26 protein-coding genes and 1 pseudogene are annotated in these 13,755 nt (G+C 34.7%); 7 read left to right on the forward strand and 20 right to left on the reverse strand.

From position 1 onward, the window contains the following. The 6 genes from IAE45_RS14735 to IAE45_RS14760 all read right to left on the reverse strand — a co-directional run. On the reverse strand, positions 1 to 312 hold a 312-nt coding region (locus tag IAE45_RS14735; RefSeq protein WP_200126832.1), incomplete at its 3' end, for an HNH endonuclease. Further along, a complete protein-coding gene (locus IAE45_RS14740) occupies positions 309 to 638 on the reverse strand; it encodes a hypothetical protein (RefSeq protein ID WP_200126834.1) in 330 nt (109 codons plus the stop codon). The genes IAE45_RS14735 and IAE45_RS14740, both read right to left, overlap by 4 nt. A gap of 45 nt (positions 639 to 683) precedes the next feature. Continuing rightward, the gene (locus IAE45_RS14745; protein WP_200126836.1) at positions 684 to 1,295 is read right to left on the reverse strand and encodes a hypothetical protein; all 612 of its coding nucleotides are present in this window, start codon (positions 1,293 to 1,295) and stop codon (positions 684 to 686) included. Between the two features lie 293 nt (positions 1,296 to 1,588). Then, entirely contained in the window at positions 1,589 to 2,059 is a 471-nt protein-coding gene (locus IAE45_RS14750; RefSeq protein WP_200126838.1) for a hypothetical protein, read from the reverse strand. Positions 2,060 to 2,202: 143 nt separating this feature from the next. After that, positions 2,203 to 2,379 (reverse strand): hypothetical protein, encoded by a 177-nt coding sequence (locus IAE45_RS14755; RefSeq protein ID WP_200126840.1) that lies wholly within the window; start codon positions 2,377 to 2,379, stop codon positions 2,203 to 2,205. 3 nt (positions 2,380 to 2,382) lie between these two features. Next, positions 2,383 to 2,571 (reverse strand): hypothetical protein, encoded by a 189-nt coding sequence (locus IAE45_RS14760; protein ID WP_200126925.1) that lies wholly within the window; start codon positions 2,569 to 2,571, stop codon positions 2,383 to 2,385. 661 nt (positions 2,572 to 3,232) lie between these two features. Between IAE45_RS14760 and IAE45_RS14765 the strand changes: the two genes are divergently transcribed. Continuing rightward, positions 3,233 to 3,433: a hypothetical protein gene (locus IAE45_RS14765; protein WP_008377702.1), complete on the forward strand. Its 201-nt coding sequence runs from the start codon at positions 3,233 to 3,235 to the stop codon at positions 3,431 to 3,433. A gap of 499 nt (positions 3,434 to 3,932) precedes the next feature. Then, complete coding sequence (locus IAE45_RS14770) at positions 3,933 to 4,106, forward strand: hypothetical protein (RefSeq protein WP_008377698.1); 174 nt, start codon at positions 3,933 to 3,935, stop codon at positions 4,104 to 4,106. A gap of 417 nt (positions 4,107 to 4,523) precedes the next feature. Here IAE45_RS14770 and IAE45_RS14775 read toward each other — a convergent pair. Together IAE45_RS14775 and IAE45_RS14780 are read right to left on the reverse strand one after the other, a co-directional pair. After that, positions 4,524 to 4,862 (reverse strand): annotated as a pseudogene (locus IAE45_RS14775) (DNA N-6-adenine-methyltransferase); the annotation flags it as partial. Positions 4,863 to 4,989: 127 nt separating this feature from the next. After that, on the reverse strand, positions 4,990 to 5,208 hold the full coding sequence (locus tag IAE45_RS14780; protein ID WP_200126842.1) for a hypothetical protein: 219 nt from the start codon (positions 5,206 to 5,208) through the stop codon (positions 4,990 to 4,992). A gap of 299 nt (positions 5,209 to 5,507) precedes the next feature. Between IAE45_RS14780 and IAE45_RS14785 the strand changes: the two genes are divergently transcribed. After that, positions 5,508 to 6,200 (forward strand): hypothetical protein, encoded by a 693-nt coding sequence (locus IAE45_RS14785; protein ID WP_200126844.1) that lies wholly within the window; start codon positions 5,508 to 5,510, stop codon positions 6,198 to 6,200. 275 nt (positions 6,201 to 6,475) lie between these two features. Here the strand turns inward: IAE45_RS14785 and IAE45_RS19000 are convergent, their stop codons facing one another. From IAE45_RS19000 to IAE45_RS14830, 9 genes are all read right to left on the reverse strand, one after another. Continuing rightward, entirely contained in the window at positions 6,476 to 6,625 is a 150-nt protein-coding gene (locus IAE45_RS19000) for a hypothetical protein (RefSeq protein WP_233619081.1), read from the reverse strand. 39 nt (positions 6,626 to 6,664) lie between these two features. Further along, positions 6,665 to 6,967 carry a MazG-like family protein gene (locus IAE45_RS14795; RefSeq protein WP_200126846.1) on the reverse strand — a complete coding sequence of 101 codons (303 nt, stop codon included), beginning with the start codon at positions 6,965 to 6,967 and terminating at the stop codon, positions 6,665 to 6,667. A 23-nt stretch (positions 6,968 to 6,990) separates the two neighbouring features. Next, positions 6,991 to 7,371, reverse strand: coding sequence for a hypothetical protein (locus IAE45_RS14800; protein ID WP_233619082.1), 381 nt, complete (start codon positions 7,369 to 7,371; stop codon positions 6,991 to 6,993). Continuing rightward, positions 7,331 to 7,633 (reverse strand): hypothetical protein, encoded by a 303-nt coding sequence (locus IAE45_RS14805; RefSeq protein ID WP_200126849.1) that lies wholly within the window; start codon positions 7,631 to 7,633, stop codon positions 7,331 to 7,333. Before IAE45_RS14805 ends, IAE45_RS14800 begins: the two co-directional genes overlap by 41 nt. Positions 7,634 to 7,637: 4 nt before the next feature. Next, positions 7,638 to 8,138: a Holliday junction resolvase RecU gene (locus IAE45_RS14810; RefSeq protein ID WP_442784174.1), complete on the reverse strand. Its 501-nt coding sequence runs from the start codon at positions 8,136 to 8,138 to the stop codon at positions 7,638 to 7,640. Then, positions 8,113 to 8,520: a hypothetical protein gene (locus IAE45_RS14815; protein ID WP_200126853.1), complete on the reverse strand. Its 408-nt coding sequence runs from the start codon at positions 8,518 to 8,520 to the stop codon at positions 8,113 to 8,115. The genes IAE45_RS14810 and IAE45_RS14815 overlap by 26 nt, the downstream gene beginning before the upstream one ends. Positions 8,521 to 8,534: 14 nt before the next feature. Then, positions 8,535 to 9,359, reverse strand: coding sequence for a rolling circle replication-associated protein (locus IAE45_RS14820; protein WP_233619083.1), 825 nt, complete (start codon positions 9,357 to 9,359; stop codon positions 8,535 to 8,537). 408 nt (positions 9,360 to 9,767) lie between these two features. After that, the gene (locus IAE45_RS14825; protein WP_200126857.1) at positions 9,768 to 10,061 is read right to left on the reverse strand and encodes a hypothetical protein; all 294 of its coding nucleotides are present in this window, start codon (positions 10,059 to 10,061) and stop codon (positions 9,768 to 9,770) included. A gap of 251 nt (positions 10,062 to 10,312) precedes the next feature. Then, entirely contained in the window at positions 10,313 to 10,450 is a 138-nt protein-coding gene (locus tag IAE45_RS14830) for a hypothetical protein (protein ID WP_200126859.1), read from the reverse strand. A 75-nt stretch (positions 10,451 to 10,525) separates the two neighbouring features. On the opposite strand from IAE45_RS14830, the gene IAE45_RS14835 reads away from it, so the two are divergent. Further along, positions 10,526 to 10,879 (forward strand): hypothetical protein, encoded by a 354-nt coding sequence (locus IAE45_RS14835; protein ID WP_200126861.1) that lies wholly within the window; start codon positions 10,526 to 10,528, stop codon positions 10,877 to 10,879. Here IAE45_RS14835 and IAE45_RS14840 read toward each other — a convergent pair. The 3 genes from IAE45_RS14840 to IAE45_RS14850 all read right to left on the reverse strand — a co-directional run bounded on the left by IAE45_RS14840 (position 10,862) and on the right by IAE45_RS14850 (position 11,704). Beyond that, positions 10,862 to 11,047 carry a hypothetical protein gene (locus IAE45_RS14840; protein WP_140397116.1) on the reverse strand — a complete coding sequence of 62 codons (186 nt, stop codon included), beginning with the start codon at positions 11,045 to 11,047 and terminating at the stop codon, positions 10,862 to 10,864. The two genes, IAE45_RS14835 and IAE45_RS14840, sit on opposite strands and share 18 nt — an antisense overlap. Positions 11,048 to 11,251: 204 nt before the next feature. Beyond that, on the reverse strand, positions 11,252 to 11,485 hold the full coding sequence (locus IAE45_RS14845; protein WP_200126863.1) for a DNA-binding protein: 234 nt from the start codon (positions 11,483 to 11,485) through the stop codon (positions 11,252 to 11,254). 15 nt (positions 11,486 to 11,500) lie between these two features. Further along, on the reverse strand, positions 11,501 to 11,704 hold the full coding sequence (locus tag IAE45_RS14850; protein WP_200126865.1) for a hypothetical protein: 204 nt from the start codon (positions 11,702 to 11,704) through the stop codon (positions 11,501 to 11,503). A gap of 294 nt (positions 11,705 to 11,998) precedes the next feature. On the opposite strand from IAE45_RS14850, the gene IAE45_RS14855 reads away from it, so the two are divergent. The 3 genes from IAE45_RS14855 (at position 11,999) to IAE45_RS19005 (ending at position 13,734) form a co-directional block, all read left to right on the forward strand. Further along, the gene (locus IAE45_RS14855) at positions 11,999 to 12,310 is read left to right on the forward strand and encodes a helix-turn-helix domain-containing protein (RefSeq protein WP_200126867.1); all 312 of its coding nucleotides are present in this window, start codon (positions 11,999 to 12,001) and stop codon (positions 12,308 to 12,310) included. A gap of 38 nt (positions 12,311 to 12,348) precedes the next feature. Beyond that, complete coding sequence (locus tag IAE45_RS14860) at positions 12,349 to 12,732, forward strand: ImmA/IrrE family metallo-endopeptidase (RefSeq protein ID WP_233619084.1); 384 nt, start codon at positions 12,349 to 12,351, stop codon at positions 12,730 to 12,732. A gap of 93 nt (positions 12,733 to 12,825) precedes the next feature. Further along, complete coding sequence (locus tag IAE45_RS19005; protein ID WP_233619085.1) at positions 12,826 to 13,734, forward strand: Ltp family lipoprotein; 909 nt, start codon at positions 12,826 to 12,828, stop codon at positions 13,732 to 13,734. Positions 13,735 to 13,755: the final 21 nt, after the last annotated feature.

Raw genomic sequence — 13,755 nt, forward strand, 5'->3', positions numbered from 1 at the left:
CCACCATTCATCATCCCACTTTCTTTTCTTTGGTTGCCCACGATAGTTCATCCGATCATGTCGCTTGTTGTGACAGTCCTTGCATAATGTTCTTAGATTGTCTGGATCAAACGCCAACTCTGGATTTGTTTTTAACTCTTTGATGTGATCGACCTCCAGTATCGAATCATACTGTGTAGTCAGTCCGCCTTCGGCTCTACACCACAAGCATTCGTAGTGATCTCTCTCAAGTATCGCCTTCCTTAAGTTGCGCCACTTGGTCGATCCATAAAACCTAGCTCGATCCGCTTTGGTTTTGACAACAGGTATCATTGTTCTTTGGCTAATTGCTCTGTGTAGATAGTGATCAACGCACGCTGCACTTGTAAGATTCCATCTACTCCAAGCTGAGTAACATCCAACTTCATTCGCTCTTTCAGAAGGGTTGCATTAACAGGCGCCTCAAGCGATCGCTTCATCGTGTAGTAGTTCAGTGTTGCAAGTTCGTCTACCTTTAATCCGTATGCTGTAATGATTTTCCAAAACAATTCAGCGATAGCATCAATGTCTTTCTCTTCTCGTAGCTGAGTTAGAAGATCAATGAAGTCATCTTGTATTTCTTGCACAGATTTCTTTTTGTGATCTTTCGATTTCCTCATTTTTATCACTCCTTTTGATCATAATAAAAAAACACCTAAGGCTTTTTAGGTGTTAAATCTCTCTTTTACTATTTCATTTCGCTCGCAGTTAATTTTTATACCACTATCTACTGCTTCTTCTGAAATTTTCCTTAAATCATCTACACTTTTAATAAAAAGTAATACTGCCCCTATGGTAAATATTAAAAAATACAAATTAAAACTTTCCCTTAGCTTTTCCGTGGTTTTTTTTATGATTTCATTTTGTTTTTCAGTTGTAATTTTTGATGGTTTATCATCCTCAACTTCCTCTTCGGCGTTTATTTCAGTATTTTGTACAACATTGTTTTCAGTTGACACAAACTCATTTTTTATTTCTTCAAAAATTTTGTTGGAGTCGCTGTCGAAGCTTGTAATCATTTGCAAAATTAATGGTGAGATAGAAATAATCAATATGCAATAAACTGAAAGTCTTCTTAAAAAGAAATAATATCGCATAGTATTTCTTTTTTTCTCTGTTGTTCTTCTAATTTTATCCTTTTCAATTTTAGAAAGTCTAGCTTTTTCGTATTTACCCGGAATTATTACTGAAAGAGAAATAAAGACAATTAAAGAGAGAAAAACAAGACCGGTTAAAAATTTCATCTCTAATGAATCTAAAACAAACTGTTTAAACATTAAAACACCCTCCTCTTCTTCGATACAAACATCATACCGAACAAAGGAAAAGAAGTGAATAAATAAAAGACAGCACTAGCAAAATCTGAATGAGATAATCCACCTCTTTCGAAAAATTGTGCTGTCTTTATTTATCCGTCAAAGAAGTAAAGCGATGAGGGATTAGCCCCCTTTCAGTTATGGAATAGTGTGAGTAGTCCAATAACCGTCTCTCCGTTTCTTCTACGCTATTACTATAACCCGTTTAAATCAAGAAATATACACAGGCTTTGAGATCGCATTTTGTGGCAATGTCAAAACAAGCTCAACTGATCTTGGTCTGCTGAATAGTAGTCCATTTCTTCTTGCTTCTTCAAGCGTTCCTCTCGTCTTGCCTGATACTCATCCACGAATGATAATGTCTTGCGAATCTCAGTATGCCGCTTTCTTATATAAGACACGCTGTAACCAGTGGCATCTGCTATATCATAAACATCCATATCATCAATATACTTTAACTTTACAATTTGGACGTCTGCTCCGCTGAATGAATTGATTAATTCCAATAGTTCAACTTTTTCTTTTTCAAGCAGCTCTATTTCATTCTCTATGATTCTAATGTTTTCTTCCAACGATGATGATCTTGAATTCTTTTCAAGGCGCACGTTTGCTAAATCACCGTTGACCCATCGATCTAATTCCAACCTACTCTTGTTAAGATTCCATTTCATGAAGAGTATTTGTTCTTCTAAATCTTGGTAGTTTTTAAGCCATTGAAATCTCACAAACGCCACCCCTTTATGGTAAAATAGTCTTGTAACAGGTCACTTACCCAAAAGGTAGTGGCTTTTTTTATTTATCAAAAAGTGAGCCCTGTTGATGTTCTTCATCAATGATCAAACTCTTCAATGTCTTACCAAAAGCTTTTTTATTTATGGTTCCGTTCGCCTTGGCTTTTTCTAGTAACTTGCGCTTCTTCTTTTTTACCTTCGATTTTTTCTTTGGCAATGGCTTGTTTCTCCTTTTCATCTAATTCTTTACCGAAAATCACACTTGCGAATACTACTGCAAAAAGTGCTACGACTACCAATACCGCAAAGTCCATCTTTCATCCTCCTGCTTCCATCACATCCCTGACTAGCGGATCATTGATGATAATCTTGTATTTCATCTGCTCATGCTGCAGTCGTTCTTGTAACTGCTCAATCTGCTTTTGTTGATCAATTATTGTATAGGATAGCCAACTTGTAGCGATTATTGCCGATAGTATTATTACAATAAAAGATTTATTCTTCATCCGAAGCATTTCATCCTTCCTTACTAATAGTCTTTTCACACATTGATTTGATACAATATAACTGTCAGGCGGAAAACTGACAGTTCACTGTTTGAGATGGTAAGTAATTTGCCATCTCTTTTTTGTACCTAGCAGTTTCCTTGACGGATACTCAATATTTACTTTAGAATGTCTGTAATGCCTCTATATTCTTTTAACTAACCCTTTCAAGTTTTTAGGCATTGCCAGCAACTTTATAGTTGTTGGTTTTTTTATTTGCTCAAAAAGACTGATTAAAGTAATATTTAAAAAAAGGCAACTCCTAACTAAATGCAATTGAGGCCCGATTCATTTTAAATTTAGCCTTTCCAGTACCCGAATGCTCCAAGGTACTGGTTTTTTTTCGCATATATATAATTTTTTTACTTACACACTTTGTTCTGTTATCCTTTACTTCGAAAGTGCTTTTATGGATAACTGTAAGAGAATTGATATCTGTGATTTATTTGATTCAAATAGCGCAGATATAAACGACTTATTGCTTCAAGGTATCTATGATAGAGAAATGTATATTGTATGGTATGAAATAATTTTTCCTTACAAAAATATAAAGATATGTGATATTTTTGAAAATGATTCTATAACGAAAGTTTCTTCAAAATATATTTAGAGGAGTAGCATTATGAAATTATTTAAAAAAAGTTTTTTTATATCTTTATTTTGTTTTCTACCTATGGTTGGTGTTGTTAGTTTGTTCACTGAAATCACCTTGAATGTTTCTACATTCTTGAAACATCTATTTATATTTTCCGGTCTTTTTTTTGGCTATTTTTTTACTATCTTCTTTACTGAAGCTTATGAAAAGAAAATCAAAAAAGGTTGATTTGTTGTTTTAAATGTATGTGGCTATCTTTCAAATTTGTTATATTAGTGTCACGCCAAGTAAATAGGTACTATGATAATATTCCCCTTAACAACAATTACTTAAGGAGTACCTATGCAAACCCTAAAAGTTATGATTTTATCTTTTCTCTTTATCTTTTTTTTGGTATTAATTTGCCTTATAATATGCATTTTATTGTCTCTTTTTATTAGTTTGTATAAATTAGTTAGTGAAGATGCGCCTGCTAAACAGACTTTCAAAAGAACTTTTTTTAAATTAGTTACATTCATGTGTGATCCTTTAAAGAACTTATAGTTCCTTACTTCGTTGGAGTGCTGATTAATCATATTTTTATCTTTAATTTCTTTTTAATTGCCAATACATCTAGTTTTTCGCATAAAATCAATTTCTTTACATTATCTATAAACAGCTTTAGACTTGAATATATAGTATTTGTGTAACTTTTTTGTAGTTAAATAATAAAAGGAGCTGCTATATTATGAATAAAGTTTTTAAAACTGTTACTTTTGGAAATTTACCTTTGAAAGTAAATCCAGAAGTAAGTAAATTTTTAAAAGAAAAAGACACAGCAGAAATAAAAGCAGATGTAAATTTAGAAACAGGTGATGTAAGGTTATTTATAGATCCTGAAGAGTTAAAAAAACTTAAATAAGTTGTAACTAGCTTTTTCCAAAAATATCAATTTAGATAGTTATTTCAGCCATTATCAATTTTAATTGATTAATGGCTTTTTTTAGTAAGTAATTGCTGACGATTGCGGAAGTAAAAATATTTCCACCTTGCAATACTGTAACGTTTGCTCACTCTTTATAGTGATATACTTTGATTATTAAATTTAATAGGAGCCCTATTTATGGAAAAAATTAAAGAAATACTTTTAATAGTACCTATATTCTTTTTGGTATATTCTTTATTGTGTCTCATCATTTCTCTTTTATTCAGTTTTTTTAGATTCGTATTTAGAAAAGAACCCTTTTATTCGACATTTAAGACAGTTTTTCTAAACTTATTTCTAGAGATTTTGAATCCTTTTAATTATCTGTTCTGATTAAAGCATTTCGTCGGATAGCTAACTCTCACCATATATCACTAATGCACTAGGAAACGGGGCGCGATTAACTTTTTCTCCATTTTGTTCGAAGTTCAATCTACCTCTTAGAAACTCAATCTTAGCTTTTCCAAAAATATAATTGTGCCAATAACTTGTATCCGTTCTCGCCGGTATAAGAAAGACAATAACCCTATTTGGATCCCGTTCATGTTCTGCATATGCCTTTTCTATCCATTTTCCAAGCTTTCTGCCATAGGGCGGATTACAAAAGACATTCCCCTCCCAAAGTTGCTTTAAAGCATCTTCCTGTTCGGTAAAATAGTTTGGTAGTTTAGCATTTTTATTGCTTGCAGCTGCATCTAGATCAAACGATTATTTATTATGCAGTTTCAGGAATAGATCCGCTGGCGTTTCCCAGTCCATCTTTTCACTCGAAAACATCAGTTTATTTTCCATTGTTATTCTCCCTTCGTCGGATAGCTAACTATGCACCAAAACTCATCGTATTAGCCGCAGCTTTTAAATAAGCATTTCGATTAAGCGCTGATTGAAACCTTGCAACTAATAAATGTCCATCACTGTGTGCAATTTCATGCGGTGTTAAGCTGTTTGAAAATTTATCTAGTTCTTTTTGAAGTTCATCTTTTCCCATCTCACTTGTATCAAAAACTCTATAAAGCCAAACTACATCTTCATCTTTCATAATCTAATCCTCCAATTTCACAATCTCACGCCGTCTCTTCTTAAGTTTGCTCATTCTCGCAATCCCAGTCGGCGTGCTATACCACAAAACAGTGTCAATCTTGATGCCTAGTCGTTTAGCCACCTCTTATGGCGTTCCCTCAAAAACAAATTGATCTCGTTCATATACTCCGTAAATTGCCAATTGGCTTCACTCCTTTAGTTGGTTATTTTGGTGGATATTGGAAAATTTAAAACAGCCTTTTTTATTTCATTTTATTTTGTTAATATGAATCTATATCTATAAGGAGAATTCTAAATATGACCACTGACACTAACATTGTTGAAAATGCCTCTCGAACAATGGAGGACATAGAATATTTAAAAATTAAGCTTGATTTCATTAGTAACTTGATGAAATATCTGACTTGGCCAATTTTTTTCCTAATCATAATTTTCTTAATCTATTTAAATAGGAAAAAGATAAAAAATCTTTCGCCTACGTTTGTAGCTTTTTTAAAAAGTATTAGAAGCCTTTCCGCTGCTGGGATTTCAATTAGCTTTTCTGATTATCTTCAAGAAGTTAATATTGAGAAAAGTGAGTTCATTACCCCAGAAGAGCAAAATAAATCTGCAAGTAACTCTGATTCACCAAATAATATAGACTCTATCAGAGCACTATTCACTCCTGAAGTTGAATTTCGTGAATTGGTAAATTTGAGACCTGATTATGCTGTTCTAAATTCTTTTCAAACTGTTGAGGAGTATATTCAAAAGTTAGCAGGAACCCAAAATAAATATACGCCCATAGCGTCTATTCTCCGAGAAATGAACAAGAATAAAACCATTTCTAGTGGAGCTGCACAATATATTTTGTCTCTTTCAAAATTGAGAAACAAAGTAGTCCACAACAAAAACATTCAAGTTTCTCCTGATGACGCAATTCTCTATCGTGAAAACTGTGTTGAAGCAATTCAAATTTTAGCTATTTCAAAGCTTGGTATGAACACTTAGAGTTATATGTATATTCCTCTACTTCACTTGTCCAAAGTGAAGTTTTTTATCATACAAATTCAAAAGTATAACAACCATTTTCTCTCAGCGGTGCCGAACCACAAATGCTCTGTATTGATATTTAGATAGTTGTATACCAGATAAGCTAAATCTAAGGTTCCATCTCCCTCTGCATGACAACATTCTAAGAATTCATAAATTGCTGGAGCATAATGTTCTGGCACTATAGCCCAATGATTCATAAAGCAAAGAAATTCATTTAGCTTCTGAACGTTTTATGTTGTTTCAGAAATTAGAACATACTCTAATTCTTCTCCGCTGGCTGAACATTCCAAAACCTCAAACTGATTGAGAAATAGGATTACTTGAGCTTCAACCTTGAACATTTCATCTTTGTATTTTTTTGCTATCTTTGTATCAATCATTTTTAAACTCCTATTCCGCTATCTCTTCCGATTCTGGAATTATTTCAGGTCACTGGACTTAACAAAAACGCCGTTGACCATCTTTCCAGTCCGTCCTTTGATCTCGTCATAAGCAAAATTCAAACATTCGTATAAGTCCAGATCATTTTGCATTGCCAAGATGATCAAGGTTACTACTACATCGCCAATACCATCTCTTAGTGCATCTCGATCGTTTCTTGCTAATGCAGCTGCAACTTCACCAGTTTCTTCGACAACTTTCAACATTTGTTTGCTAGAATCTGATTTATCCAATCCTTTTTCTTTTGACCATTGTTCTACTAATTCAACTAACTCATTCATGAATTTCCCTCCAATTATTTTGATTAATCGTAATCAACCACCTCGTCAATGGTTCCACTCCAATCCTTATAGCGGTATGTCCTTCCTTGTTTATCTTCATGACCATAACGTAATAAATCGCTCATCGTTCGATTTGCTTTTTTGCACTTCCGACATACGTCTTTCCGAGTGCCTGTGAAAATCACTTTGCCTTTATAAAGAACCTCTACAATTCGCAAATGGGATTGCTCCCCTCTCCAGAGTTCAACACGCAATGCTTCCCGCTCTTCCTCGCTTATTGGATCAATCTCTCGATCATCAAGGTTAGAAAGATAAAGCAATCGTTGTAGTTTAAAAGCACGTTCTCTGTGACGCTTCTTTTTTTCATGTTGTTTCTGCTTCATCGCCTGTTGGTTCTGTTTCATGTTGATCACCTCCTGCATCTGCTGGCTTATACACATATTCATAAGGTTCCCACTTCTTATTTCCGAGAAGGCGATAGTACTTCCCAGCAAGTGTAATAATAAAATGATAGGTATCTGCCTTTTCCGGAACGTAACATCTTGCATAGTATTGACGGTAATTCTTGGAATTGTTAGAAAAATACTCAACCGTCCATCCTCGTACCTCGCAAAACATAGTGAATTCGACACGTGCTACTTTGAAACTGGTTATTCTTTCATCCATAGGATCACCAATTCGTTTTTTTCAGAAAATCGATGTAGCCTGGCGTAGCAACCTGATATTCTTCCAACTCTTCTTCAAGAATGTACTGACGGCCATATTTTGCTTTCATGTTCTGCCAATCACTCCATGGGATAAACCCAACGGTCTTTTTGATCATGCAACAAACACCTGCCATCGCTCCTAATTTTTGATGAAGATCCAATAACGCCTCTTGATTTTGTGTGATCACTGATTTTTTTAATCGATCCGTTGTGGTCATCTTTGCTTCAAAAACAATGGCACGTCCATCCCATAGAGTTCCTTTGTAATCTGGTTGAGCTTTCCCGATCGGATAAACGATCATTCTGCCATCGCCGAGTATCTGCTTCACACGAAACGGTTCAGGTATTTTTTCAATTAAAGCAATTTCTTTTGTTCTGTAGTACCAACAACCTTGATCAATCATTTTTTCAAAGATATCGCCCAAATCATTGTTGATTCTATTTTGGTAATTTCTTGAAGACATCATTTCTACCTACTTTCTGCATTAGTTCAGTAATAAATCCTTCTTTGTCGTTTTGTCCAAATGTATCTAAAGTTCTTCGGTAAATGCGCTCATAGTGTGCTTTATCTTCAAAGCAAACGAATTGTGAATACCGATCACTCTTAACTATTCCTGTATATACTGACTGATCATTTAACTTGTTTGATGCAGCATCGCAAATTTGCTGATTGTGAAGAAATCGGATTTCCTTTGCTTCTGATTTAATTTCCAATTTTTTAATACATGGAGAAAATTTACCTTTGTTTTGATCATCAATGTTTAACATCAAAAAGACTTCCTGCATCATGTCGATACAATCTGATTTATCAAAGCAGGCGACCAGATACGTTTGTTTACTTTCCATTTCTACCTCTTTCTCTATCCATCATCATTTCTGAACAGTTCGATTTTGAAATACCATCCACGATCCTCATCGTAAATTTTCAATATATCTCCTAAAATTCGGTATTGAGGAAACCTCTTAAGAATTTCCTCTGCTCCATCATCATTGGACATACCTAATTTATTTAGTTTTCTAAATGACCAATAATCATCGTTCGTTGTTTCGTGTGGCTCTTTAAGGTTTCGACTCTTGGACCATCGCTTTTGACCTTTTTTCCACTGGCGATTTTCCCATTTCTCTTGACCAGTTAAATAATTGACCAAGCCTTGCATCCCATCTGAATCGTATTGAATGTTTTGCACTTGCCTTCTACCAAGAGGCTGCTTCTTCTTTCCTCGCCCTTTAGACCAAACACTCTCGATTGCATCCCTTGATGGTCCATTGTTTAAAACAATATGGTGATGGATTCGAGTGATATAGCCTACTTCCTCATCGTATTGATAAGAGGTAAACCACATGTACTTGAGTTCTAACCCTTCTTTCTCATAGAGTCTTTTTAGTTTTTTCAAAGTGTTTTCTTGATCACGCTTGGCGTCAGCAGGCTTTTCAGGGAGAAACTGATCGGAATAAGTGAACGTGGCATAGTAATCTTTTTCTCCAAAATTTGCATATAGAAACAATGCAGCCTTTCTTTTACTTTGGGCTTGATTCCATCTTGCTTGAGATAAGCCAGTTACTTTTTTCCTCCTACCTCTGGGTTCTCTGCATTTTCGTTCCTGCTCGATCGTCCTACTGTAAAGTCGGATTTCTTTATAAGGTCCTGCTTCCACTCTGCGTTCTCTAACAAATGATTTCTTCATGACAAACACCCCAGAATTTTCTACGTCCGTTAAGTTAGTATCTAATACAAGGACGATAAAACGCCGAAATAGCAGCGTTTTTTGCAAAAATAGTCTGAGGATGGTATACTTATCTTGTCGGAGATAAGAAATACCATTCTCAGAAGTCGCCAGTTTTGGCGGCTTTTTTTATTATTCTGAAAACTGGAAAAGAACCTTTTCTTCGGTTTGTTTTCCCAGATGAAAAACATGGTGATACAACGTCCTTCCACGCAGCTGAAACGTCTCTACTCTACCTCGTTCAGTTTTCGCTTCAATACTGTATACATAATTCTCGCCACGTTTCCTCATACGAACCTGCATTACAATTGCAGGCATTTTTTCCAAGTAATCGATCGCCTTTGATAACATCTACATCACCTGCTGCTTTCACTCATCTTCGAACAAATTTATCTGTCCAGAATTATTGACATCAATTGGATAAACAACTGGTTCCAATTCTCGTTTCGGTAATCCATGATTTGATTCTGCATCGATGGTAATTCCTCGATGATCACTAGTGACTTTGATTCCAGCTTTTATTGAAATCGTGCGTTTTGCTTCAATATCCTTTTGAGTATCCTGTAAATCGGCAGTAATTGTTCGAACTTCTGCATCTAGCAAACTGTTGACTTTTGCCATCAACTTATCGGCTAATGTCAGTGCTAACTTGTCATTATTCATATTGAATTCCTCCTTTACTTACTAAATCCGGTAGCAACTTAGGAATGGCCATTTGTAACTTTTGAAACTGATCATCTGAAACAACGAAATATAAAGCAATCGTAGGTGCCTCATCGCTATCAAATGAACGATCCTCTACTTCACATGTCGATTCAAACTTATTCCAGATAATCGACTTAATTTTTTGAGTTTATGGCTTAACAAACATTCGATTGGTTGTGAAAATAATTTCTCTTTCTTTAAACATCTAGTTACCCTCCAATCATTAATAGAAAACAAATAGCTATCAAAATACCGTTTAACAATAAGCTGGCGTAAGCAATCCCTTGTAATTGACGTGCTTTATACAATGGATTGTTATGAAGTGTTGCTAACCATTTTTTATTCATATAAACTTTCCTTTCTTTGTTATAATCTCCTTATCAGTCAGTGGTCGGCTGAATTATTGTTAAGGGGGAATTTAATTGGGAACATTAGATTTGCTTACAAATGATGCCAAGTTTTTGCTGACCTCAATGTACAAATCATATGTTGAGAAACGCAAAGCTGGTTCTTTAAAAAAAGATGCAATATACTTTGGCAATCTAGATGATTTACATCGAGATATTATGCCCGAATGGCCCAGGGAAGATGTAAAATCAACGTGTTTTGAATTAAGAAAGCATGAATTAATTACTGGTGTTCCTGCAGGAGACACGATAGTAAGAATTACTTTGCGCACTGAATCCATAGCCATTATGGAAACTAAATTTAAAGATAGAGTTGATTTAATTCTGGATTACGCAATCAAAATCAAAAGTTTAATTCCCTTTATTTAAACTAAATGGATTCTCTTGCAATTCACTAATTGTTTTTTCCATACCTTCAAGATTTTCCAATACCTCTATTTTCAAATCTATATTAGCCTTGGTATCTTCTGCCAAAATACTGAGGCTTTTTGCTGTACTTTCTAAAGCGATAGTTATACGTTCCAAATAGTTATCCACCTTCCTCACCTCACTTCCATCGTTCTATTTAACTGATTCTGATAAATTAACTCCTGATAACTTTGGAGTTCTCGAGTCGATAAATCTCGGTGTGTTTCGGTTAACGGTCTTTTGCGATCATTAAGTTGATCGTGTAAACTTCTATTTTTTTCTTTAATAAGATCATGTATCAGTATTTCTTGGGATAATGTGTATTTCATAAAATCACTTCCCAATCCCGATTTTATGTTCTTCCATAAAAGAATCGATATCTCGCACATCGTATTTGGGGTTACTCTCATCATCAAATACTATTTGTTTAAGTCCTCGCTTAATCCATGCATTCATTGTCTTTGGACTTGTCCCAGCGTAGATACAAGCCTCACGCTGATTCAGGTATCGCTTAGGAACATACTTTTTCAAAATAAGTTGAATGGTTTTTTCATCCATTTCAGGCATGTTCTCCCTCCTATTTCAAAGTTCATACATAGCAATAATTGAATCGATAATTCGATTCGCCTCAGCCGAAGTACGTTTTCCATTTAAAATCAAAGATAAATTGCTCTTGTCGATACCGAATCGATCAGCAAGCATTTTGTATGTTAAGATGTTGGAGTTTTCAACATACGCTTTGATTTTCTCCCTATCTTTAAGTGTAATTTCAGCAATATCAGCCATTTTAAGGCTCCTTTCTTATATGTCTGTAAACAAATTTAACAACCGCTTTAGAAATTATGTTGACAAAAGATAGAGTTTTATTCTATACTTTAGACATAGCTAAATAAGACATATAAACATTGATTTAAAGGCTTTCTTGGCGGTTGGCATTTATTAATCAACGGTGTTTTGTTGTCTTTGTTGTTAAACTTGTTTACAAGAACAAGTATAGAGTTATAACTCTATTTTGTCAACCGTATGATAGAGTTTTTTTCTACACTTAGTTCTTGTCAGTCTAGAAAGGTTGGCATATCAATGAATCCGTACGAAAAAATAAAAGAATTAACTAGGCAAAACGGAATATCGGTAAGAGAATTAGAGAAAAGATTAGGCTTTTCGAATGGATATTTCAGCAAATGGAAAAAGGTTTCGCCGAATTCAGAGGGGTTAGCAAAAGTATCAGATTATTTTGGAGTATCAATTGATTATCTTCTGGATCGTGAAGACAAAAAGACATTGGCGGAGAAGTATGGTGTATTTGCATTTGATGGAGAACCTGTAACAGATGAAGAAGTAGAGTTCTTGAAATCAGTTCTAGCCGCCAAAAGAGCTGCAGAGAAAAAGTAAAGCGATGTGATGTGTATATGTGCGAGGTTAATCATCATTTGCTAAAAATAGTAAATGATATGGGTTTGGATCTGATCTTTACGGACATGGATCGAAGCGGTATTTATTTTGCAGATGAAAAAGTGATTTTTTTAAGCGATAAACTACTTGAGAATATATCAGATTTTGAGATATCCCACGAACTAGGTCATTGCATTAAAAAACATGAAGAACTTTCTGCTTATTACAACGCAACAGATTACAGCAGGCGAAAATTAGAATTTGAAGCAAATCGGATTGCTATAGAAATACTTTTATTTATTTGGTCAAATGAATATGATTTCGAGAGAGAGCAACTAAATGCAGTAAAGTTCATGGAGTATTACAACATACCATGGAATCTCGAAAGCTGTGTTCGTGAAAGCATGCTAAACTATGGATGAAAAAAATACCCCTACCGAAGTTATAGCTTCGATAAGGGAAACTCATTTCTGAGAGATTACAAAATTATTATATCAAAGAAATGAGGAAAAGAAATGAAAAAAGCGGTTTATGGGTTACTGTTCAGTTTGTTAATTCTTTCTGGGTGTGGCAGCCAAGGTGAAGATGGAGCCGGAGCCGAAGAAACTACCTCTACCACAATAGCTACACTTTCATCAGAAAAGAAGGTTGATATTTCATTAAAACAACCTATTCACGATTTAGAAAACAACAAATTCAGTTTATCCGGTAAAACTGAGCCTGACACAAAGATAAAGCTGTTTATTGAAGATAGCTATTTAGAAACATTGATCAGCGATAAGGAAGGAAACTTTTCATATGAAAGTTCTCTCCCAGCAGTCGATAACAGATCATACAGAGTTGAGGTAGACGATTCTACTCAATCGGTTATGGTTAAATCTAAGAAAACGTTAGAACTCGAAGCTATGTCTGAAGAAGAAAAAAAGCAAGCTGAGGAAAAAGAAAAAGCAAGATTGGAAGCCCTAGCTAAAGAAGAACAAAAGAAAAAAGAAGAAAAACAAGCTGAAGAGAAAAGAAAACAAGAAGCTGAAGAAAAAGAACGCAAGGAAAAAGAAGCTGAAGAAAAGAAAAAGCAAGAAGCTGAGGCTAAAAAGCAACAAGAAGAGAACGATAGAATAAACGCCATAACGAATTCTTCCAGAGAATATCAAAATGCGGTTTCCAAGGCAGAAGATTATTTAGATTACACCGCTTTTTCAAAATCCGGATTGCGTGATCAACTAATTTTTGAGCAATTCCCTGAAGATGCAGCTCAATTCGCTGTTGACCATATAGTAGTAGATTGGAATGAACAAGCCTTATTAAAAGCACAAGACTATCTGGATTATTCTTCTTTTTCAAATCAAGGTTTATACGATCAACTTTTGTTTGAAGGTTTTACTGAATCTGAGGCACAATATGCCTTAGATAATTTACCAAAATAAAAAAAGCACGCCCCTCTTTCT

It is taken from the genome of Enterococcus sp. S53 (assembly GCF_016516865.1).
GTDB lineage: Bacteria > Bacillota > Bacilli > Lactobacillales > Enterococcaceae > Enterococcus_D > Enterococcus_D innesii.